The organism is Indioceanicola profundi (assembly GCF_003568845.1).
GTDB classification, from domain to species: domain Bacteria; phylum Pseudomonadota; class Alphaproteobacteria; order Azospirillales; family Azospirillaceae; genus Indioceanicola; species Indioceanicola profundi.
The window spans coordinates 687,451-709,078 of record NZ_CP030127.1; the positions used below are offsets into that span (position 1 = coordinate 687,451).

Sequence of the window (21,628 nt, forward strand, 5' to 3'; positions counted from 1 at the left end):
GCCGCGAAATGATCGCGCGCCGATCGCGGCGCCGCGGGAACACCAGAGCAGTAAGAGACCGGACCGATCACACCCCCAAGTCATACAGTCTTATGCCCTCATATGACCTTTATATGTTCACCCTGATTTCTATACGCCTTTCGTCGAATTGGGAGTACACCTTGTGGGCACGCGGTGGCCCGGGCCGAGCAGGGTCCGCCCGGGCACTGCCCCGCGGCGCCACCCTGGCGCCCGGCCGGTGTGGTGCCGCCCGAATGGTCGGCGCCCCGTCGGGGTGATCCCACGATGAACCACCAGCGATGAGGCTTGAGTAAGATGAGCGAACCGTTTCTCGGCACAGTGATGATCTGGGCGCCCAATTTCGCGCCGCGCGGCTGGGCCTTCTGCCAGGGCCAGATCATGTCGATCAGCACCAATTCGGCGCTGTTCTCGCTGCTAGGCGTCGTCTATGGCGGCAACGGGCAGACCACTTTCGGGCTTCCGAATCTGGCGGGACGCGTTCCGGTCGGGCAGGGGCAGTCGGCGGGCACCAGCTCCTATGTGCTGGGTCAGACGTCCGGGACTGAGACCGTGACCCTGACGACCGCGCAGATGCCGATGCATAATCACGGCGCCACGGTAACGTTTACTGGCGCTCCTAGCGTTTCTCTTCAGGCGAGCCAATCGCAGGCTACATCTGAAAAGCCGGATGCCGGCTCGCTTCTCGCCGACGCGGCACCGGCGATCGGCACCGCAGCTGGTCCGAAGATCTATGTAGCTAGCGGCGACACGGGCGATAGGGTCACGCTTGGAGGAGTTTCTGGGAACGCTGGAACCCTCGCGGGAACGGTCGCCGTCGCGCCGAATGGCAGCAGCCAGCCCTTCACGGTCGTGCAGCCCTATCAGGTGCTGAACTACGTAATCGCGCTGGAAGGCGTGTTCCCCTCGCGGAACTGATCGGCCGGACATGGAAGGGGCCGCGGTGACGACGCCGCGGCCCCCATTCTTTTCGCCGTTGCCGCAGCGACTGGCCGCACCCCGCCGGGGGCGGTGCGGCGCGGGTCGGAGCGATCAGTTGAAGATCACCTGGTACTGCTGCCCCGTCGTGCCCGGGTCGTGCGTCAGGATCGGAATGACGTAGAGTTGGAACATTTCCCCCGTGGAGGCTTTCAGCACCCGCATCCCTTCCATCAGGATGCGCTCGGGCGGGCCGTTGAAGATCAGCATGAAGGGCTTTGGCAGCTTCGGCGGCCAGGGACGGCCGCGGGTGGAATCCACCACCTCCGTCAACTTCAGCTCAACCGCCACGTCACAGTTCAGCACGTTAAAGGTCTTGTCCAGGTGGGGCAGGAAGGTCTCCTGCGTCACGGGGGCGACGGCATAGGCGGTGGTCACGGGGCTGGCTCCTGGCACGGACAGTTTTCGCCCTGCATTTTGGGCAAAAAAGGTCTACCACGTACGCAACCGGCCATGCCACCCTTCGCGGTACCCGTCACTCTTTCATCACGGCCCGCCGGATCATGACCGCCACGCCCGACAGCGCCCCCGACTATACCCTTCGCCCCGCAAGGCCGGAGGATGCGGATTTCCTGTTCTCGGTTTTCGTCGCGTCGAGGGAGCGGGAGTTGTCTGTCCTGCCGCTTCCGCCGGAGCAGGCGGCCGCCTTCACCCGGCAGCAGTACCGGGCCCACCTGATGGGGCAGGAGACGGAATTTCCCGATGCCGTGGAACTGATCGTGGAAATGCCGGGCGAGGATGGCCGCCCCGTTCCGACCGGGCGGCTGGTCCGTGCCGAACGGCCGGGAGAGGTCTGGATCTGCGATCTGGCCGTGATGCCCGACCGCCGCAATGCCGGGCTGGGTGCCGCCCTGCTGCAGGCCGCGATGGACGAGGTGACGGCGCGCGGGCTGATCCTGCGCGGTTCCGTTACCCCGTATAATCCGGCGCGGCGGCTCTATGCCCGGCTCGGCGTCATGGAGCTGCCGGGGCAGGGCGCCTACATTCCGTTGGAGTGGCGTCCCGAACCGGGTGCCGCGGTCTCCTGACCGGCCGGAATTCCCCGCACGTTCAGCGAAATCCGTCCCTCGTCCGGCTGGGCCTCGGAAACCTCGGCTAGCATGGACCCTTGGCGCGGCGGCGGCGTTCACCGTCTGGCGCCGGTATGGCCGGACGCATGATCGCGCACGCTCCGAGGGGAGACATTTTTTGGACCAGGACCCGATCCTGCTGCTGCTGCGGCATCTTGGCGGGCCGCTGGGGGAGGAAGGCTCCGCCCTGTTGGCGCTGGCCCGCGGCTGGCACCGCGTCGGGCCCGGCACTGAATTGTTCCGGCAGGGCGGAACGGCCGGGACCCTGTTCCTGCTTCGCCGCGGCTGGGCCAAGCGGCACTGCAACCTGCCGGACGGCCGCACGCAGGTCCTGGATTTCGTGCTGCCGGGGGAGGTGAGCGACGTGGCGGCCATCATGGCGCGCCGTCACGACCATGCCTGCACAACCCTTACCGAGGCCGAGGTCGGCGTCGTCCATTCCGATGCGCTGTTCGCCGAACTGGAGCGCCGGCCGAGGCTGCGGGCGCTGCTCTGGTGGCTGTCGCTGGCGCAGGGCGCTTCGATGCGTCAGCGGGTCGTCAGCATGGGAAGCCGCACGGCGCGGGAACGGGTGTGCGGTCTGCTCTGGGAAATCCATCAGCGGCTCCGCCGCGTCGGCTTCGCAACGGACCGAAGCTTCCATCTCCCCATCCGCCAGCGCGACCTGGCCGATGCCGCCGGCCTGACGCCGGTCCACACCAGCCGCACGCTGAGGGCGCTGGAAACGGACGGGCTGGTCCGGCTGGAGCGCGATTCCGTGCGGATACCCGACGTGGCGGCGCTGGAGCGGGAAGCCGCTCTCGACGATGCCGACCTGTTCCTCGACGGCCTGCCGGATGATTTTCCCTGGAGGCTCTTTGAAGCAGTCCATCAGCCGATGCAAAATGGCAACACAGATATGGAAAGAGCAGAATTCTAATCAGACTGTCATCACGATAACATTTTCTTCCATTGCTGCCACGTTTTTGTTGCCGATCGCGACCACGATTCGCCAGTACCAGCGGGATAGTAGCCTATTCTAAAGTTCGTTATTCGATGATCCAGATTAACTACGGAACAAACATGACGCTGTTTTATCCGCAATAAATGGGTAAGAACCGGGATGTTTTCACCCGGTCGGAAGTGGCGGGGAAGTTCCAGAAGGTGCGCCGGTATTAGCCACACTGACTTTTGGGAACAGGGCGTCCAGATGGTGTTCGTTAGGCGTGTCTGATCGCCGAGCACCTCGGGGGAAAACATGGAAGTTATTGCGCTCGCATCAGTTATTTTAAGGCTTATCCCGTTCCGTCCGGTGAACCCAACCCATAGAATCGCTTGACATTCGATTGCATTGTACATACATTGGGTTACGCCAACACGGAGGTGTTCCATGCGTCAGTCAGTCACCATGCGGCTTGATCCCAGCGTGTTGAGTGCGGCCCGCAACAAGGCAACGCACGATAACCGCAGCCTCACGAATTACGTAGAAACGCTCATGCGGAAAGACCTTCAGATGCGACCCGATGAGCCTTCAATCGAAGTTATCGCGCCGCCCGACATCCGCCGGGCCGTTGCTGTTCCATTGCCGGGCGAGACCGAAGAAGAACGTCAGCGCCGTGACGCGATCTTCCATGCGGTGCTCGATGCTGGCGGCTACTGATGCAGCCGCCCTTTGAGCCTCGTCAATTCGTCTGGTGTCAGTTCCCCTACTCTGAAGAACCCCTTCGGCCGGGACCCGATGAGCATGTTGGATATGTGGCCGACATCCGGCGGATCGACGGCAACGCCCACTTAACGGTCATGTCTCTCTACACGACGACCACCAAATGGGAACCTGGTGTGCGGCTTCCTCTCGGCGTAATCCCCGTCGATCCCGCATTGGCCGCGAAGATGAACCAGAAGGGGTTCGTCATGGACGCGCGGCGAGTTGCTTTCATTCCCGTGAACAACGGGTTCTTCCCTCGTTTGAAGAACCCGGACAAGGGTATCGTTCACACGGCGTCGCTGAAGTTTCATACGCTCGTAGAGAACACGCTGATGGAATTGGCAAAACGCCCGGAACTTATCATCAAGCTCGGGCCTGATGTACCGGGAATGGCACGTCGCCCCTCACGCTCTCAACGAGATGAGGATAGTGGTCCGTCGGGTCCATCTGGCATGTTCTAGCTCAAGCCACTCTGGCCCTGATGTCGTCGTAGGTCGCTGGTCCAACCGCCACGCCAATCCCAATCAGTCGCTCGAAGGCCGAGCGGTAGCTGTGACGCCGGTTCCAGCGAAACACGAACTCGTTCAGATAGGCGTCCAGATACTTCCGCCGGAAGCCATGGAAGACGCCGATACCCCAGCGTTTCAGGTTCGAGAAGACGCGATGAATCCACGGCATGATGATGTGTGCAGCCATCTTGCCGATGACGCGCGGCGTGTGATCGAAGCCGTTCAGCCCGTAGTAGCTCTTGTTGTCATCGGTCCAGATGTGGCTACCGCCCTCGATGTGGTCTTGAATGAAGCCTTTCAAGGTCTCGCCTCGATAGTCCGGGATGACCTTCAGCCTGATGCGGCCGGGCTTGTTGCCCGCCTCCAGTTCGACAGCACCGACGACGGCGATCTTGCCGATGGGGCTCCGGCCCTGGCCGCCGCCGATGGGGTCGTCGAGCGTGCGGAAGGGCAGTGTCGTCTCATCGACCTCGACATCGCCGGACAACATCGTGCGGTCAGGATCGATCATGGCCCGGCGCAGCTTGTGCAGCAGCAGCCAGGCCGTCTTATAGGAGCCGAGATCCAGCTTTGCCTGTAGCTGGAGGGCGGACATCCCGTTCGAGTGCGTCGCCATCAGGTGTGCCGCCAGAAACCATGTGCGCAGCGGCACCTTGGTGCCGTGCATGAAGGTTCCGGCCGTCACGGAAGTTTGCTGCCCGCAATCTCGGCATTCCCAGGTCCATCGCTTGGTCTGGAGCTTCCACCCGCAAACGGAGGCGCACTCCGGGCAGATGAAGCCATCAGGCCAGCGGCGCTGCTCCAGATAGGCGGCGCAAGCGTCGTCATCCGGGAACCGGTCCTTGAAGGATTGGAGCGATGGCGGCCGGTTCGTGCTGTTCCAACGGGCTGGCATAGCCAAAGCCTGCAATTCCCGGCGCGGAGAGTCAATCAGCCTGCCGAGGTCATCCGACTAGGGATGGTGGGCACCGGAAGGAACGGGATAAGCCTTGTTATTTTTCTTTTGCTGGCAATTTATCCATTCGCCGTCTATCCGCTGTTTCTGCGCTACTCCAGCCCGCCGCGCCGCACGGCGGGTTCAGTGTCCCCGGCCGCTGCCCCCGACGCGGTCGTGTCGCTCTGCGTCTGCGCCTATAATGAGGAAGCCGTGATCCGCGACAAGGTGCGGAACATGCTGGAGCTGCAGGCCGCGACGACGGGTAAGCTGGAGTTGCTGGTCTATGTCGACGGCTCCAGCGACCGAACGGCCGATATCCTGCGTGAATATGCCGACCGGCTCACGCTCGTGGTGGGCGAGGTCCGTCGCGGCAAGAGCTTCGGCATGAATGAGCTGGTGCGGCGGGCCCGGGGCGACATCATCGTTTTCTCCGATGCCAACGTCATGCTGGAAAGCCAGGCGGTCAACCGCCTGAGGGCCCGCTTCGCAGACCCGGAGGTCGGCCTTGTCTGCGGCCACCTGCACTACACGAACGGCGAGGCGTCCCCGACCGCACAGGTCAATTCCGCATACTGGCGCCTTGAGGAGTTCATCAAGGCCCGCGAGAGCGAGCGCGGCTGCGTCATGGGCGCCGACGGTTCCCTTTTCGCCATCCGCCGTCATCTGCACCGGCAGGTGCCGGACGACATCATCGACGATTTCTTCATCTCCATGTCGATCCTCTGCGACGGGCACAAGGTCGTGAACGCGCCGGATGCCCTGGCGTGGGAGAACACGGCCACCTCCGCCTGGGATGAAATTCGCCGGAAGGTCCGGATTTCCTGCCAGTCGGCAAACGTGCACCGGCTTCTCTGGCCGCGCATCTCCCGGCTGCCGGCCAGCCAACTCTTCATGTACCTGTCGCACAAGGTCCTGCGCTGGCTGACCGGAGCAAACCTCATTATTTCGGGTGTGCTGGCGCTCACTGCCCTGACGATGTGGGGCGGAGTACACGCGCTCGGGATCGCCCTGGGACTGGCAATCCTGTTCCTGGTGGCGGCAGCCCTTCGCATCCGGCCGGCGCCTCAGCTGCTGGAGATTGTTGCCGCGATGGTCGCGACCTCCTTCGGGGTGGTGCTGTCGCTGTTCGGCGCGCGTTTCAAGACTTGGCGTCCCGCCGCATCCGTCCGCGGCCCGGTGGCGGTGACGCCGCCTGCATTCACCAACAAGGCGCAACTGGCGCCCGAGGACCTGTCCCGTCGGGCAGGCTGAACTCGAATACCAGCAAGAACCTGATCAAGACTGAACTGGAAGGAGCTCTCATATGGCCCGGGAATCCGCAGCCACTTGGCAGACCGCCGTTGATCCGGCGGAGCTGTCGGGGCCCTATACCGCCGGCGCGAGGCGAGCCACGAAGCGGACCTTCGACTTCGTCGCCGCACTGTTGCTCGTGGTTCTCCTGGCCCCTGCTTTGCTGCTGATCGCCATGATCATCCGTCTGGGCGGCGGCCCGATCCTGATCCGGCATCAGCGGATCGGCGCCGGCGGAAAGCCGTTCCCCTGCCTGAAATTCCGGACCATGTGCGTGGATGCCGACAAGGTGCTGGCGGATCACCTGCGCGACAATCCTGAGGCGCGGGAGGAGTGGGAAGCCACGTTCAAGCTGCGCAACGACCCCCGTGTCACCCGTGTCGGCCGCATCCTGCGCAAGACCAGCCTGGATGAGCTGCCGCAGCTCTTCAACGTGCTGGCGGGGGACATGAGCCTGGTCGGGCCGCGCCCGATCACGGTCAAGGAAATCCCCATGTACGGGGACGCCTATACCCAGTATGCGAGCTGCACGCCCGGCCTGACCGGTCTATGGCAGATCAGCGGTCGCTCCGACGTCGGCTACCGGGAACGCGTCATGCTGGACAAGCGCTATGCCGAAAACTGGTCCCTGATGCTGGACCTGCAGATCCTGGCGAAGACCCCCAGGGTGGTCCTGTTCGGCGACGGCGCCCACTGACCGGCGCGGCATCGGCGGAGTTCACATTCCCCGCCGCCGCTAGAGCTTCAAGCGAAAAGCGCCCCCGCTCCGGCGGGGGCCTTTCTGTTTGGGCAGTGGCATTCTAATCCGGGCTCGGTTTCGTACCACTGCCGGCCCTTTCCACCCTCAAAGGTTCGTGATGCAGCGGTGGCTCTAGATTTAGCAGCTCCGCGGCACGGGCGTTCCGTCAGCCTCTCATCCGACCGCCGCGTCGCACCCGTTCTCCCCACGACACACAAGCACCCTGCATGAACCTGTCCGAGACGGTCCGCAGGCCGGCGCCGTGGCCGAATCCGCCCCCGAAAGCATCATGGCCGCCCCAAGGGGCGGCCATGACATTGAAGCGTCTGATCGGGTGGGAAACCTGGCTCAGCTCACACGACGTGGACGTTCTCATATTCACGATAAGGCTTGCCGATCACGGCGCCGATCATGCCCAGCCCGCGGCACACGGTGTACAGCCGGGCGATGGCAAGGTGCGGTCGGCCAACGACCGCCAGACCGGCGCTGGCCAAGGCCGCAGCTCCGCCAGCAGCGACACGCACCAACCCTTTGGCAAGTCCGCGGCTACGGCCTGCCAGACCCGGCCGCCGCCGCTGCAACAGGATGGCGTCGGCGTTGCCGGTGCGGTACCAGCGTTTCAGCAACCAGCGGAGCGATATCCGGCTGGCTGGAATCCATTCGGTCACGATGGCCTGGTCGGCCCAGACGATCCGGCAGCCGGAATCCAGGGCTTGGCCGAAGAAGCAGAGATCCTCGCCGCCGGTCAGCCCTAGCGCCTCATCGAAGCGAAGGCCAAGCTCCTCCACGAGAGGGCGGCGGATCAGCACATTGTTCGTATAGGCGTAGTCGATCGCTTCAAGGTCGGCGTGACGCCGCTGCTCAAAGAAACCGCCCCGCCGTGCCCAGTCCGGCACCGGGCCATCGAAATAGGGCAGCACCACGCCAGCGACGACATCGGCCTTGGACACGCGCTGTGCGTCCAGCAGGCGCGCGACCCAGTCCGGCGACGGAACCTCATCATCGTCGATGTAGCAGATGAAATCAGCGTCGCGCGTCTCGTCCAGGGCGCGATTGCGTGCCTGGGAGATGCCGCGCCGCTGCTCATGGACATGACGCAACGGATAAGGACATCGCGCGGCCACTTCCGCCACCACGGGGGCGGCGCTGGCATCCGGATTATTGTCGACGACCACGACCGAGAGCCGGACATCCGTCCAACCGGACAGGTCCTGAACGGCAATGCCGTCCAGAAGGCGTTTCAAGCCCTCTGGACGGCGGTACGTGGCGGTACAGACGACCACCTCCATAACCATGCTCTCCGTCAGCTTTGGTAATACCGCTGCAGGGAGCGGTGATAGTAGGCGCTGTCCTGGAAGCCATAGGCCGCGTGCTTCGCCGTGTTCACACGGGTCAGCAGAACGCCTGCCACACTCTTGTCGGAGAGATCGAGCTGATCCAGAGCCCCCTGGACGGCCCGGCGGGGCGTCGTGGCCCAGCGCACCGCGAAGACAACCCCTTCGACCTGCTGACAGATCATACGCGTGTCGGCAACAGCCAGTGCCGGAGCCGTGTCGAAAACGACCAGGTCATGGTCATGGTGCAGCAGACGAAGCAGCGTCCGGATGCGGCGGGCATCCAGCAGGTCAGCGAAGTTGTCGCCCTGCCCAGCGCCGAGGACGGAAATGCCGAACTCAGGTTCGATCTCCAACACATCTTCCAAGCCGCATTCGCCCCGCAGCACCTCAAGCAGGCCCGGCCCCTTCTGCAGACCCAGGCTCTGCTGCACGGTCGGCCGACGAATGTCGAAGTCGACGATGGCGACGCGCTGGCCAAGCGAGGCCGCGAACACGGCGAGCGACAGGGCCGTGCTGGTCTTGCCCTCGCCGGGATAGGTGGAGGTCACCGCGATGGATTGCGGCAGCATGCCGGGCTGGGACAGGGCGGCGTAGGTCTTGCGGACGCCCTCGGCATACATGGAGCGGTTGTTGCTGCGCAGATAGTGGGCAAGGCTCTTGCCGACCTTCCGCCGCGGAACGGACGGGATCAGCCCCAGACAGGGCAGGCCGGTCTTGCGGGATAGCTGCTCACCGCTCCGGAAGCTGCCGTCGAACATTTCCAGCATGGCGATGATGATCAGGCCGATGGTAATGGCGGCGACCACCGACAGCACCATCATCGGCGTGGTCTTCGGGTAGCTGGGCGAGTTCGGCGCATTGGCTGAGGAGACGATGATCGCATTGGCTTGGCGGAAGCCCTGCTGGGCCGACAGTTCCTGCGACCGCACCAGGAAGGATTCCAGCAGGCGGCGGCTGGCCTCGGCCTCACGCTCCAGGGCGCGCAGGCGGACCATGCTGTCGCTGGTGCCCGCGACCTGGTTCTTGGCGGACGCAAGCTCATCCTCGAGCGTGGCGACACGGACGTCGGCCACCCGCGCTTCGGCGCGCAGGCCCTGGACGATCTTCTGGACTTCCAGACCGATCGCCTCACGCACATCGCTCAACTCGGCCTGAAGCCGCTGGATGTCGGGGTGCCGCGGGCCATAGGTCTCGGACAGGTCGGCCAGCTTCCGCCGCACTTCCAGCTCTTGCCCTCGTAGATTCTGGATCAGGCCGGAGGAGAGCACGTCGGTCAGGCCGGACAGGTCGCCATTGCCGTTGGCCACCCGCTCCGCCTCGCTGAGGCGTGCATGGGCCTGGGCCTGGTCGGCGCGAGCCATGGTGAGCTGTGAATTCAGCTCCGACAGCTCCTGTGCGGACAGGGGCGTGTCGCGGCCGGACATAAGGTCGGCACGGGCACGGAACTCCTCGATGGCCGTCTCCGCCGCCTGCACCTGCGCCTGCATGTCCTGGATCTGCTTGCCGAGCCACTCATGCGCGGTGCCGGCCGTCTGCGCCCGCATCTCCTCCTGGTGCTCCAGATAGACCTGGGCGAAGGCATTGGCGATGTTGGCGGCGATGACCGGGTCGGTGGAGGTGTAGCCGATATTCACCACATATGAGCGGCCGGCCGGCGCCACCCAGAGCTGGGACAGCACATGGTCGACGATCCAGTCGTTGCTCTTGCGCGTGGACTTGGACACGGCGCGGGACTGCGGCTTGGGCTTGGTCCAGCTCATGGCCCAGTCGTAAGCCTGCTCGAAGATCGAGGGTTCCGGCGCCGGCACCCCGACATAGAGCAGGCCGGGCGCAGGACCCGGCGCCTCATCCAGGCGAAGCCGCTCGACAACCGCCTCCGCAGCGGCGCGGGAGCGGATCACTTCGATCTGGCTGGCGACAGCCTCCAGATCCTGGCCGGTCATGGAGACCACCTCCTGGATCGCCAGCGCGTTCTGCTGACGCCCGCTGACCATGACCTGGGCAGTGGCGGAATAAAGCGGAGTCACGTTGGAGATCAGCCAGTAGGCCAGGGCCGGCACGATGAGGATCGCGGCGATCAGGATCGCCTTGCGCCGCCATACGGCCCGGACAAAACCGACAAGCTGCTCCCGCAGGTCGTTGGCGTCGACCGTCATGAGCCCGTAGTTCGAGGTCGGCCCCGACATCGGCGTGGAGGCCTGATCAGGGGCCATGCGGCGGGCCCGTTCCCGTACGTCCATTCGCAATCCCGGTATATCTTGTGAACTGTGCTCCTGCGGCACATCGCAAATAACGTAGGGAGAGGACAGGCCTTGGTCGATGGAGCGGATAGGGTGGGGTATGGCGCAGAAGGGGGCAGGGAGGTACCGAAAGCTCGAATGGAGCAGCCCTGATCTAAGCCGAAATGCCGATTTTCTCGATCCGGACGGAGATACCGCGGGTGTACGGGTTGCCCGTCAGGGGCTGGCGTGCGTTGTCTCCCAGGACCAATTGCTAGATTCGGGAACATTACATGTCACGTGCCGCGGCCAAGCGCCTGGCCTATTTCGGCCAGGATTGCACCGACAGCGCCGTCATCCGCCGGGTGGCCTCCTTCCATGCCGCCGGCCTCCAGGTGCTGGGCTTCACCTTCCGCCGCCTCAAGTTCAACCGGGATTACCGGCCCGACTGGGACAATGTCGATCTCGGCACCACGGCCGACCGCCAGTATCTGCGCCGGCTCGGCATGCTGCTGCGCGCCGGCTGGACCATGGTGCGGAAACGCCGCGAGCTCCGGGAATCCGACATCATCTATGCCCGCAACATCGACATGGCGCTTCTGGCCCTCTGGGGCAAGCTGGTATCGGGAAGCAGGGCACCCCTGGTCTATGAGGTGCTGGACGTGAACCGCGTCTTCAGCCTTCCCGGACTGAAGGGCGCGGTAGCCAGATGGGTCGAGCGGCAGGTCCTCGAGCGCTCGCGACTCCTGGTCGTGAGCTCCCCCGCCTTCATCAGCGAATATTTCGATAAGATGCAGGGGTTCCGCGGCGACTGGTTCCTGCTGGAGAACAAGATTTGCGCCGCCCAGCTTCCCGATGCACCGCAGGTCGAGCCGTCCCGTCCAGCGCCGGGGGAGCCCTGGGTGATCGGCTGGTTCGGAACCATGCGGTGCGTCCGCAGCCTGTCCCTCCTGACCCAGATCGCCGATGCCCTGCCGGACAAGGTCCGCATCGACCTGCGCGGATTTCCGACGGAGACCGGGCTGGAGCGCTTCCTAGAGATCATCGCCGACCATCCGAACATGGTCTACGGCGGCGAGTTCAAGAGCCCGCAGGATCTAGACCGCCTGTATGGCGGCGTGCATCTGGCCTGGTGCTTCGATTATCACGACGCCGACGCCAATTCCCGATGGCTGTTGCCCAACCGGCTGTATGACGCGGCGTATCACGCTGTCCCGCAGTTGGCCGCGGCCGGCACCTATACGGGCCGGCGGGTCGAAGAACAGGGGTTGGGTTGGACCTTTCCGGAACCGCTGGTGCCGGACCTGATCGCCTTCCTGAAGCGCCTCACCCCGGAGGAATGGGCAGAGCGGCATGCGGCCATTGCGGCACTGCCGGCCACCCACTTCCGGGACGACAGCGACATACCGGCGCTGGTCGCCCGGGTGCTCAGCCCACCAGGGGCTGCCGGAGCCGGACAATCCGCTTTTGCGCGCTCTCAAGCCCGAACTTGAAGATATAGGGCAGAAGCTGGGGCCGGCGGATCGCAAGTCCAAAGGCCTCAGCGGCAGCGCCGGACTTCAGCGCCCCGACAAAACGCATGTGGCCGATCATCAGCTCAATGGTCCGATGCCGTTCCTTCAAGGCCCGGACAACATCGGTCCGGCCCAGCGCCGACGCTTTGCCGACCGCCTCAAGGCTACGCCGCCGAATCGCTTCCATGTCCGACATGGACAGGGACCGGCTGAGGGAACCGGGAGTGACCGTGTAGTAGTAGTGCCCTTCCGGCACCAGCCGCCATCGCGCGCCTGTCAGCAGGCAGTCCAGATAAAAATGGAAGTCCTCCGCGACCGGCATATCGGTCAGGAACCGGATGCCGCGGTCCAGCACCTCCGCCCGGATCAGTGGCTTCAGATAGCCCAGCGTGTAGCCGTACTTTAGAAAGACGTTCCCACGGACAAAGGTCGGGGCGTCAAGCGGCTCCGGCAAGTCAAGCCGGTCCATCCGAAAGACATGCCCGCGCTGCTCACCCAGCGGACCGACCAGGACCATGTTGTCCGCGACCATGTCGGCGCCGTCCTCCTGCGCCAGCCGGAGAAGGCGCGCCAAGCGGCCCGGGGCGAAGCGGTCGTCGGCATCCAGAAGGGCAATCCAGCGGCCCCTCGCCGCGTCGAGCGCACGGTTGCGCGCGGCGCCGACCCCAGCGTTGCGCGGCTGCCGCAACAGACGGATGCGCGAATCTGCTTCCGCCATCCGCTCCACGATCAAGGCCGTCGAGTCAGGCGAAGCATCCTCGACCACCACCACTTCAACCTCGACGCCTCTCTGGTCCAAGGCGGAGGCGATAGCAGCTTCAATAGTCGATTGTGCCCGATAGGCCGGGATGATGACGCTGACATCAGGCCTGATCTCTGCAGTGGGAAGGGACATTGAACCGGGCGCGCTCATTTCTTGGTCTTCTCCCCGCAGGCCTGATTGCTTTCAAAAGGCGTGTACGAAATCCACTCATAGAGCGCCTTCAATGGCTCTCCCGGATATTCGAACCGCCCAAGCCAGCGGTCGACACCGGTACCGTTCCAGATATTGGCGATGATTTTGCCCGGCATTACCGGCAAGGGCCCTCGTGCGCCGCGCTCCTCATGTACCTGCCGTCCATTGACGAACCAGCGGATCGCGTCCGGACGCCATTCAATCGCATAGTCGTTGAAGCTGTCCGCCGCATCGAACCCCAGCTCGATCATGGTTTCCTTCCCACCTTTGCCGTTGGTGAAGTAGTTGACCTGCATGCGGGTCGTGTCCTTGCCCAGGAACTCGATATCCAGCTCGTCCATCGGGTCCCCATGGTGCGGCCCCGTGTAGACGAAGAAGGAGGAAACAGTTCCGATGCCACGGGCCGGCTTCATCCTGACGTCAAAACGCCCGTAACCGGCAAATCCCCGGCTCTGAATCTCGGCAGCCCGGAATGGACGGCCTGAACTGGGCTGATCGTCCAGCACAAGGGCAATGCCGCGTCCTTCGCGCCGCACATTGTCCTTGCTCCAGCCAGCATTGAACATGCCGCCATTGCTCCAACCTTCGGAAATCAGCCAGCGTTCGCCGTCCAGTTCCTCCAACTGGTCCACGAAGGGCTGACAGATGGTCTGGCGCGCCAGCGCCTCGCCCGGTCCCGCAAGAATCGCCATCAGCGCCACCAGTCCCGCCGAAAGATCAGTCCGCACCATGCGGATTCCTCATGTAGCTTCCCTGACATTCGGGTTGCAGGGTCGCAATCCGTAACCCAACGGGTCCACCGCTATGCCGAGGTAATTGCCTAATCCGGTCGGTTTCGGGCTGTTCCGGAGGTGGAGTGCGGAATGGGCACTCACTCCTTTCGAACTGTCCATGCAACCCGGACGCTTCAGCGGGGTTTACCGTCGTCAGCAGCCACTGCAGTGCGGCACAGCATGCAACGCTTATTCATCTTCCTCGAACTCCTCCTCTATGCGGGCGCCGTCCTGCTCGCGGCGGGAGCACTCGACTTCCTCATCCGCCTCGTCCCTGCGGCCGGTCTGCTGCGCGCGGGGCTCTGGGGCTTGACCTATCTTGGCTTCGCCGCGCTCTTTGCGCTCTACCCGAACGTATTGATGCAGGCGATGCGGGCGGGTTGGCCGCTGTTGCTCTGGCCGGCCATGGCCCTCCTGTCCTATCTGTGGTCGGCGGACAAGAGCTCGACCCTGGTGGCGGGGATGCAGCTTCTCTCCATCACCCTGTTTGGCATGTTCATGGGCGCCAGGCTGGGCGTGGCCGCCATGACCCGAATCCTCTTCCTGGTTCTTGGCGTCACCGCCGTGCTGTCACTGGGCGTGATCGGGCTGGGCGAGGTGGCGAAGGACCATCACGGCAATCTGATCGGCGCGTTCAGCCATAAGAATGTGACCGGCAACCGCATGGCCGTCCTGATCCTGGCCTCCACCATCCTGGTTGCGGCGGGGCAATGGCGCTGGATGGCGATACCGGCCTTTCTGCTGGCAGCCCTCGTCCTGGTCCTGTCCGGGTCCGCCACCGCATTGGTGGCCATTGCCGCATGCCTGTTCGGGCTGGCGATGCTCTATTGCCTCGACCTGCCGGGGCAGTTGCGCGTCCTCGGCCTGTCGCTGGTCGCCCTGGCGGGAACGGCAGTCCTTTTCGGCGCCTACTGGGTCCAGGTGAACCTGCCCGAAGCGGCGCTGGAGATGCTGGGGAAGGATACGACCCTGACCGGACGCTCGACGCTCTGGGAGTTCGCCCTGCGGTCCATCGCCGAAAAGCCGGGCTTTGGCTACGGTTATGACGCCTTCTGGACCGGCGACCGCTTCGATGCAGAGTGGCTGCGCTGGATCATGGAGCAGCGTCTGGCCCACTTCCACAACGGCTTCCTGGACATCGGCGTTCAGCTCGGCATTCCGGGCATGGTGGCTCAGGTCGGGATCATGCTGCTCTTCATCTGGAAGGCCTTCCGGTACATGGCTGCCGACGGGAGCGCGTTCGGCTGGATGCCTTTGGCACTGATGGCGCTGATCGTCGTGTCCAATACGGCCGAAGTGATTGTGTTCACCCGCCACGGCTTCCTGCAGTTCCTGATGTGCGCCGTCTATGTCCGGATGGTCCTGGCCGTGGTCCCGCGCCCGACCGTCACCTGGACGCCCGCACCCGCACGGATGCAGCCTCGGATGCAGGAGGGCTGGCAGTGAGCGTTCCCGATCCCGTCGTCTCCATCATCATCCCGGCCTACAACGCGGCCGGGTTCATCGCCCGATCCGTCCAGTCGGCCCTGGCGCAGAGCTACAGCGCCATAGAGGTCGTGGTCGTGGATGACGGTTCCAGTGACGGCACCGTGGGTGAGGTCCAGCGGATCTCCGCCTTGGACCCGCGCGTCCGCCTCGTCCGCACCCCTCGGAACCTGGGTCCGGCCGGCGCCCGCAACCTGGGGATCAGCGCCGCCCGGGGTGACTGGATCGCCCTTCTGGACGCAGACGATGCCTATGACCCGCGCCGGATTGAGACGCTGATGGTGTTCGCCGGCCGGGAAGGGGCGGACATGATCGCGGACAACCTTCTTCTGGACGAGGAGGGGGGAGGGGCGCAGCCCATGCTTCCACCAAGCCTCCTACCCGGTCCCAAGCGTGTCGACGCCTGCGCCTTTCTAGAGGGCAACCTGCCGATCCGCGGACATCCTCGGGTCAGCTATGGCTTTCTAAAACCGATGATGCGGCGCCAGTTCCTGCTGGATCACGAGCTGCGCTATGATGAGGAAATCCGCTTTGCGGAAGATTTCCTCATGTATGTGAATTGCCTGCTGGCGGGGGCCAGGTTCTGGCTGCTTCCGGAACCGCTCTACAGCTATCGCATCCGCGGGGACTCGTTGACCGCCTCACATGGCGCGGACGAGTTGCGGCGGCTGCACGACGCCGCCCGCTCCTTGATGCAGCGGAAGGAGGTCCGGCGGGACCAGCGGCTCCGGAACATGTTGCGCCGCCATGCCAGATCGGTCGAGGAACGGCTGGCCTGGAGGGTTTTCACAGACCGCATCAAAGAGGGCAATCCACTGGGTGCGCTTGGCGCTTTCATGTCGCTACGCAGCACCCTGCATATCGCCCGCGAATGCGTGCTGTTCACCCGCAAAATCCCGGCCAAGATTGCACGCATGCGCCGTGCCGGCACCCCTCAGCCGGCACGGTAACCGCGGCATCGCCGAAAAATCAGGCGGGGCGGGACACCACCGCTCCGCCGGCGGGCTTCAGCCCAGGCAGGCGCAGGCCGATCTGGCTGACCAGGCATCCGGGTAGGCTGCGTCGGCGTCCATATAGCTCCGGCTGCGCCGCAAGTTCCGCAAGATACTGGCGGAGAGCTTCTCCCGGCCGGTCGCCCGGCAGCCCGTCGCGGAGGATGAACCCGCACTCCCCGGCACGGCGTTCCTCCCACGACAAGGGCAGGGGGTCCGTTCCCGGTAGGTTCCAGATTCCACGGCCGGCTGCCTCCCCGAACAGAATCTCGGCCCGGTCAATGGCAGGGCGCCCTCCTGAGTCCCCCAGGAAGACCGGGTAAGGGGTATTCTCCAGAAACCCTTTCAGAAGGTCCCGGCGCTGGCCTGTCCACTTGCCGAAGCCCCAGGGGATCACCGGAAGCCCGCCCGCCGCATGGACCCGACGGACCGTCTCTGACAAATCCAGCCCGTCCGGCACGGGCTGGTCGGACAGCAGCGACAGAACCTCCAACCGCTCCTGCGTCGCCATCTGGCGACCGGCGAACAGCAGCACCGTTTCCCCTTCCGACGACCGAGCCATCAGCGAGATCGGGTCTCCCATCGGGCCCATCTCCCAGCCCGGAACAGTCCAGGTTCCACCGCGGAGCCGGCTGAAACCATCCTGGCCCCGCATGTCCACGACGATCAGCCCGACCACAGGCTTGGCAAGGCCCATACGGGCGGCCGCTTTGCGGCCGTTCGCCGCCGCGGCCTTCAACAGTTGGCTCGGATCGTGGGCGGAATGAAGATGAACATGGGCGTCGATCAGGAGAGGTCCCTGGATCGGGACCACTCCGGAGACCTCACCCGGAACGGTCTGCGACATTTTCGGAAATACCTTCCATTACGGATGTCGGTGCATGCGGATGCGCCGTCTCTCGATTTAGCGCCCGTCTCACTCCACCCCACGGATGGCCGCGTGAACGGCGCCGGTTGCGCCTGGTTCACTGGCCACGAGGGCGGGCGGAAGGGTGGGCGCCACGCCTGGACCTGTCTTCACGGCCGTACAATCCACACCGCTCGTCGGCACCGGGCTGTCCCAGGCGAATACATGGACCAGACTCTCAATCGGGGTCACCCGCGTGGTGCGCCGGGTCAATTCGGCGGCCATGTCGGCCGTTACCGTATGGGCAACGGGGAAGTGCCCCTGATCGACGACCACAAGGCCCTGTTCGGTGCAGGCCATGACGGCCAGCATCGACTCCGTCGTGCTGATGACCGGAATGCCGGTCCGGTGGTCCCGGGTGAAGTCGACCGGCTTTGGACCTTCCAGCAGTCGGCTCCGGCTGATCACCACGTCGGCGCGGCCCAGATGGTGCAGGGCCAGAAATTCGTTCGGGGTGGCGACGATAGCCCCTGCCGCCAACCGGTCGGCCACTATGGCGCGTACCTGCTGCCACGCCGCATGGGATTTGGCGTTGGCTGCACGCTCGTCCGTGGCGACGAACGCGTTCGCCACTTCCCCCATGCTGCGCCATGGCTTGCTGAAGTCGACCGTGACCGCCAGGACGGCGAGCGCCACAACGCCGCCGGCCACCAGATGCTGGAAAATCCCGCCGAACCGGTTTTCCGGGAGACCGAGCGCCCGCTCCGCCGCCATCCTGGCCTGTCTGTAGACCCATTCCACCATGACCGGAATGGCCAGCGCCCACACGATGAAGAAGAAGGGCAGGGCCCAGGCGATGTAGCGGAGATTCTTCATCCCGGCCAGGGAATGAAGGATGAACGCCACGGCGAACAGGGCCGTGCAGAATACCGTGAGACGGGGTGCGCGGGTTGCCGCGCAAACAATGGCGATGGGGAAGAGCAGCCAGATCGGGCCGAAACTCCCCTTCATGTGCCAGTGGTAATAGGCGACGGCATTGCGGTTCTCAGCGTTCCACAAGGCTGCGGACCGGAACTCGGTCCAGAGCGGCTGTAGAACGCCTGCGGCGTACAGGATGCCGAACCCTACGATTCCGCCGACGATGAGGAGCAGCAGCAGGATGCGGGCGTTGCGGCTCTGCGGCAGCTGCCACCCCAGGGCGATGGCGATGCAGATGGCGGCCCCGCCTGCGATGCCAGCTGCGGCGATTACCGTAGTGGGCTGCAGGTAGGCGGCGATCACAAGGCTGACCAGGATCGCCACGGCCAGCAGCGCCTTGGCGGCAATGCCGAGGACGGCCCAACGAACCGTGAGCATATAGCCGCATACGGCCGCCACGAGAACCAGCAGGCCATGCGGCGCATAGAACCGCACCATCTGCGAAATCGCGATCAGGTCCGGCGAAATGGCGACCAGCAGGCCGGCCAACCATGCCGCGAGCCAGCTCGCCTCCATCCGTACCCACAGGAACACACCTGCCGTCAGCGCCGCCCCGAACAGGGCGGAGGGGAAGCGCGCGGCCGCGAGCGTATCGCCCAATAGCTGCTGGGCCACCGCCACGAACTGCGTATAGAGCGCCGTCCGATGATATTCCCCCGCCAGGATAGCCAGCCGGCCTTCCTCGTTCCAGCCATGTGCAGCGAACACATGGTAATATTCATCGAAGTGCAGCGGCGCCTCGGCAAGCCCGTACAAGCGCACTGCCAGGGCGAACAGAAAGACAGCAGCACATTGTAGAAGCGTCATGGCGATCGTCGGCCTGGACGCCATGTCCGCCGGAGCGTCAAGCCGGCTAAATACCGTCAACTCTGCCTCCCTTGCACTTTGATTGGGGTAGGTTCCGTACGGCCGCCATTGGGCGCGCGTGAGCCGATCTGGCGGGCTGGAACGCCGGCCATGATTGCGTATTGCGGTACCGGCCCGTTGACCACGGCGCCGGCGCCCAGGATGCTGCCCGATCCGACCGTCGTGGCCGTCAGTACCGTGACGTTGCAGCCCAGCCAGACGTCGGAGCCGACGGTGATTCCATCCTGCAGCCGCATGCCCTGGCGGCACATCGGCACATCCAGCCGGTCCACATTGTAGTTTCCAGCGCCGATCAGGGTGCAGCTCGGGCCGATCATCACATCGTCTCCGATCCGGATGTCGGCGTTCGACGTGGTCTGGATCAGCGTTCCAGGCCCGATGCCCACATTCCGGCCGATACTGATCCTGGCGCCCTTGCATTGCAGGATGGCGCGGTCGGCCAGGATGCAGTCGTCCCCGACCGTCAGGGCCGGGCCTTCTTCCGTATGCCGGCCATCCAGGATGCAGTTATCGCTGATGACGACATTGGCGCCGAGGCGGATCCGGTTGGGATGCCGGATGCTGATTCCAGTGCCGAACAGAACACCTCGGCCGCAGCCGGCGAAAAGCTTCGGCCAGAAGGTTTTTCGCAGGAAGAGGCCCAGGGCGCCCGGCGTATTGCGGAACAGCATGCAGAACTCGTAGCGCAGAAGCGCTCCCCACCCATGCTGTCCAACCATCACGTCGGCATACCGGCTGATCGCCGATCCGTCCCCCGTCACCGCCTTGTGGGTCTTCATGCTGGGGGAAAGGGGGCCAGGCCCTGTGCTCATGGTGCGTCCTCTTAGGCCGTTGCCCGATCCACGCGCACGCGCGGGGCCAAGCCGGCCAGCATCGGGTCGCGCTCGGCCAGGGCGATCACCCCATCCCGCGCAGCTCTTCCGTTAACGGGACAGGACGCCCAATCGGTCCTCCGGATCAGAAGGTCGTCCAATGTCCACACCGCCTCATCCCGCATCAGCCGCAGCAACTCCCGCCGCGCCAGCATCGGATCGTCACGCAATGTCTGGACAAAGGCGGATGCTGGAAGAACCGGTGTCGGAGCAGGCCGCTCCGCCTGCGCGCGCGGCAGCACCCGGTCGGCTCGCGCGCCGAACGCGGTGCGCACCGCCTGCTCGGCAACCAGACGCGCCGTGGTGAACTTCACGCCGGATACGCTCACCAGCCCCTTGGGACCGCCGTGCTGGCCGTGATCGAGGACGATGGGCCGCCGGCTCGGCTCGGCTTGGCCCGGCTGCGCGGCCGGCAGAAGTCCAGCCATACAGCCCCGCACGTCGGAACGGTCCAGATCCATGCCCGGCACCGCACGGTTCAGATCGGCGAGGAAGCGATCCACCTGCTCCGCGTCGGGAACGATGTCCCCGGGCTCCGCCGGATATGGGCCGGTCCAGGGATGGTGGCCGGTACCCGCCAGCATGTGGCCTTTCCACGGCGTCAGGAAATAGGTCGGTCCTCCGGCCGGTGAAACGGCGACTGCGGCCGTGCTCGGCGCCTGCCGGTTAATGACCAGATTGAAGGCCAGTGCCGGCCGGAACAGGTCCGCCTGGTCCTGCCTGATGCCCTCGAGCAGCCGGCGCGCCCAGGGGCCGGCGCAATTCAGGACATAGGGCGCCCGGACTTCGACCTCCGCGCCTGACCGCCGATCCAGCGCCCGAACACCCTCGATGGTTCCGCGCGCACCGCGCAGGAGCCCCGTCACCTCCACATGATTGATGCATCGCGCGCCCAGATGCGTGGCCCAGCGCAGTGTTTCGATGATCACCCTCTGCGAGTCCGGCATGGTTCCATCGTACCAGAGCGCGGCGCCCCGCAGCCCCTGCCGCCTCACTGCCGGAAACATCTCGACGGTCTGAGCTGCGCTTAGCACCCGCCCACGCGGCAGTGACGATCCCAGGCCCGTCGAAATAAGATCGTTCATGCGAAGGGCGATCCGGAATATTCCCGGCCGCTTCATCCCTTCACCATATAAAGGCATCAGACAGGGCAGGGGCTGGCACAGATCCGGGAAGGAACGCAGGAACCACTGACGCTCCTGCGCGGACTGGCGGCTGCGGGACAGGTCCATGGACTGGAGATAGCGCAATCCGCCATGCAGGATACGCAAGCTGTTCCAGCTCGTATGCTGTCCGAAATCATCCCGCTCCAGCAGCAGAGGACGAAGGCCCCGGCGTGCGGCTTCCAGCGCGACCATCGCCCCGTAGATTCCCCCGCCGACGACGACCGCGTCATACCCGCCGGGTGCGTCCGCCCAGCCCTTGCCGCCAAGGCGGGCGCAACGTTCCGGAACTGGAAATGCGATCATCCTTCCGCCCCCTTGTTATATGTCGGCCGGCCGGGCCTCACCTGCCGAACGAATTTGGCTGGGAAAGTGCCACAGCTTCCCATCCATAGTCGATG

Annotated in this window: 20 protein-coding genes; 10 read left to right on the top strand and 10 right to left on the bottom strand. The window is 64.7% G+C overall.

All coding sequences use genetic code 11. From position 1 onward, the window contains the following. The first annotated feature begins 315 nt into the window (after positions 1-315). Positions 316-936, top strand: coding sequence for a phage tail protein (locus tag DOL89_RS19240; protein ID WP_119680975.1), 621 nt, complete (start codon positions 316-318; stop codon positions 934-936). A gap of 114 nt (positions 937-1,050) precedes the next feature. Here DOL89_RS19240 and DOL89_RS19245 read toward each other — a convergent pair whose 3' ends face one another. Next, complete coding sequence (locus DOL89_RS19245) at positions 1,051-1,374, bottom strand: DUF6916 family protein (protein WP_119680976.1); 324 nt, start codon at positions 1,372-1,374, stop codon at positions 1,051-1,053. A gap of 125 nt (positions 1,375-1,499) precedes the next feature. Between DOL89_RS19245 and DOL89_RS19250 the strand changes: the two genes are divergently transcribed. The 4 genes from DOL89_RS19250 (at position 1,500) to DOL89_RS19260 (ending at position 4,211) form a co-directional block, all read left to right on the top strand. Next, positions 1,500-2,024 carry a GNAT family N-acetyltransferase gene (locus DOL89_RS19250; RefSeq protein WP_119680977.1) on the top strand — a complete coding sequence of 175 codons (525 nt, stop codon included), beginning with the start codon at positions 1,500-1,502 and terminating at the stop codon, positions 2,022-2,024. A 160-nt stretch (positions 2,025-2,184) separates the two neighbouring features. Beyond that, positions 2,185-2,985: a Crp/Fnr family transcriptional regulator gene (locus tag DOL89_RS19255; RefSeq protein ID WP_162937690.1), complete on the top strand. Its 801-nt coding sequence runs from the start codon at positions 2,185-2,187 to the stop codon at positions 2,983-2,985. Between the two features lie 450 nt (positions 2,986-3,435). Then, positions 3,436-3,705, top strand: coding sequence for a hypothetical protein (locus DOL89_RS25055; RefSeq protein ID WP_162937465.1), 270 nt, complete (start codon positions 3,436-3,438; stop codon positions 3,703-3,705). 95 nt (positions 3,706-3,800) lie between these two features. Further along, positions 3,801-4,211, top strand: a complete 411-nt coding sequence (locus DOL89_RS19260) for a hypothetical protein (protein WP_119679206.1) — start codon at positions 3,801-3,803, stop codon at positions 4,209-4,211. Position 4,212: 1 nt separating this feature from the next. Here the strand turns inward: DOL89_RS19260 and DOL89_RS19265 are convergent, their stop codons facing one another. Continuing rightward, positions 4,213-5,154, bottom strand: a complete 942-nt coding sequence (locus DOL89_RS19265; RefSeq protein ID WP_119679207.1) for an IS1595 family transposase — start codon at positions 5,152-5,154, stop codon at positions 4,213-4,215. 186 nt (positions 5,155-5,340) lie between these two features. Here DOL89_RS19265 and DOL89_RS19270 point away from each other — a divergent pair, with 186 nt between their 5' ends. Together DOL89_RS19270 and DOL89_RS19275 are read left to right on the top strand one after the other, a co-directional pair. Beyond that, a complete protein-coding gene (locus DOL89_RS19270) occupies positions 5,341-6,447 on the top strand; it encodes a glycosyltransferase (protein WP_162937691.1) in 1,107 nt (368 codons plus the stop codon). 52 nt (positions 6,448-6,499) lie between these two features. Beyond that, on the top strand, positions 6,500-7,183 hold the full coding sequence (locus DOL89_RS19275; RefSeq protein WP_119680980.1) for a sugar transferase: 684 nt from the start codon (positions 6,500-6,502) through the stop codon (positions 7,181-7,183). Between the two features lie 395 nt (positions 7,184-7,578). Here DOL89_RS19275 and DOL89_RS19280 read toward each other — a convergent pair whose 3' ends face one another. Together DOL89_RS19280 and DOL89_RS19285 are read right to left on the bottom strand one after the other, a co-directional pair. Next, entirely contained in the window at positions 7,579-8,514 is a 936-nt protein-coding gene (locus DOL89_RS19280) for a glycosyltransferase family 2 protein (protein WP_162937692.1), read from the bottom strand. A 14-nt stretch (positions 8,515-8,528) separates the two neighbouring features. Continuing rightward, on the bottom strand, positions 8,529-10,802 hold the full coding sequence (locus DOL89_RS19285; RefSeq protein ID WP_119680982.1) for a GumC family protein: 2,274 nt from the start codon (positions 10,800-10,802) through the stop codon (positions 8,529-8,531). Between the two features lie 272 nt (positions 10,803-11,074). On the opposite strand from DOL89_RS19285, the gene DOL89_RS19290 reads away from it, so the two are divergent. Continuing rightward, positions 11,075-12,274 (top strand): glycosyltransferase family protein, encoded by a 1,200-nt coding sequence (locus DOL89_RS19290; RefSeq protein WP_119680983.1) that lies wholly within the window; start codon positions 11,075-11,077, stop codon positions 12,272-12,274. Here DOL89_RS19290 and DOL89_RS19295 read toward each other — a convergent pair. Further along, positions 12,210-13,208: a glycosyltransferase family 2 protein gene (locus DOL89_RS19295; protein WP_119680984.1), complete on the bottom strand. Its 999-nt coding sequence runs from the start codon at positions 13,206-13,208 to the stop codon at positions 12,210-12,212. The genes DOL89_RS19290 and DOL89_RS19295 overlap by 65 nt on opposite strands. Further along, on the bottom strand, positions 13,205-13,981 hold the full coding sequence (locus DOL89_RS19300; protein ID WP_119680985.1) for a glycoside hydrolase family 16 protein: 777 nt from the start codon (positions 13,979-13,981) through the stop codon (positions 13,205-13,207). The genes DOL89_RS19295 and DOL89_RS19300 overlap by 4 nt, the downstream gene beginning before the upstream one ends. Before the next feature lie 222 nt (positions 13,982-14,203). On the opposite strand from DOL89_RS19300, the gene DOL89_RS19305 reads away from it, so the two are divergent. Then, positions 14,204-15,469, top strand: coding sequence for an O-antigen ligase family protein (locus DOL89_RS19305; RefSeq protein WP_162937693.1), 1,266 nt, complete (start codon positions 14,204-14,206; stop codon positions 15,467-15,469). Next, positions 15,466-16,458 (top strand): glycosyltransferase family 2 protein, encoded by a 993-nt coding sequence (locus DOL89_RS19310; RefSeq protein ID WP_162937694.1) that lies wholly within the window; start codon positions 15,466-15,468, stop codon positions 16,456-16,458. Before DOL89_RS19305 ends, DOL89_RS19310 begins: the two co-directional genes overlap by 4 nt. A gap of 19 nt (positions 16,459-16,477) precedes the next feature. On the opposite strand, the gene DOL89_RS19315 is transcribed toward DOL89_RS19310, so the two are convergent. The 4 genes from DOL89_RS19315 to DOL89_RS19330 all read right to left on the bottom strand — a co-directional run bounded on the left by DOL89_RS19315 (position 16,478) and on the right by DOL89_RS19330 (position 21,533). After that, on the bottom strand, positions 16,478-17,347 hold the full coding sequence (locus DOL89_RS19315; protein WP_119680987.1) for a hypothetical protein: 870 nt from the start codon (positions 17,345-17,347) through the stop codon (positions 16,478-16,480). 69 nt (positions 17,348-17,416) lie between these two features. Beyond that, a complete protein-coding gene (locus DOL89_RS19320; protein ID WP_162937695.1) occupies positions 17,417-19,192 on the bottom strand; it encodes a hypothetical protein in 1,776 nt (591 codons plus the stop codon). Then, positions 19,189-20,004 carry an acyltransferase gene (locus tag DOL89_RS19325; protein ID WP_119680989.1) on the bottom strand — a complete coding sequence of 272 codons (816 nt, stop codon included), beginning with the start codon at positions 20,002-20,004 and terminating at the stop codon, positions 19,189-19,191. Before DOL89_RS19325 ends, DOL89_RS19320 begins: the two co-directional genes overlap by 4 nt. A gap of 11 nt (positions 20,005-20,015) precedes the next feature. Further along, a complete protein-coding gene (locus DOL89_RS19330; RefSeq protein ID WP_119680990.1) occupies positions 20,016-21,533 on the bottom strand; it encodes an FAD-dependent oxidoreductase in 1,518 nt (505 codons plus the stop codon). Positions 21,534-21,628: the final 95 nt, after the last annotated feature.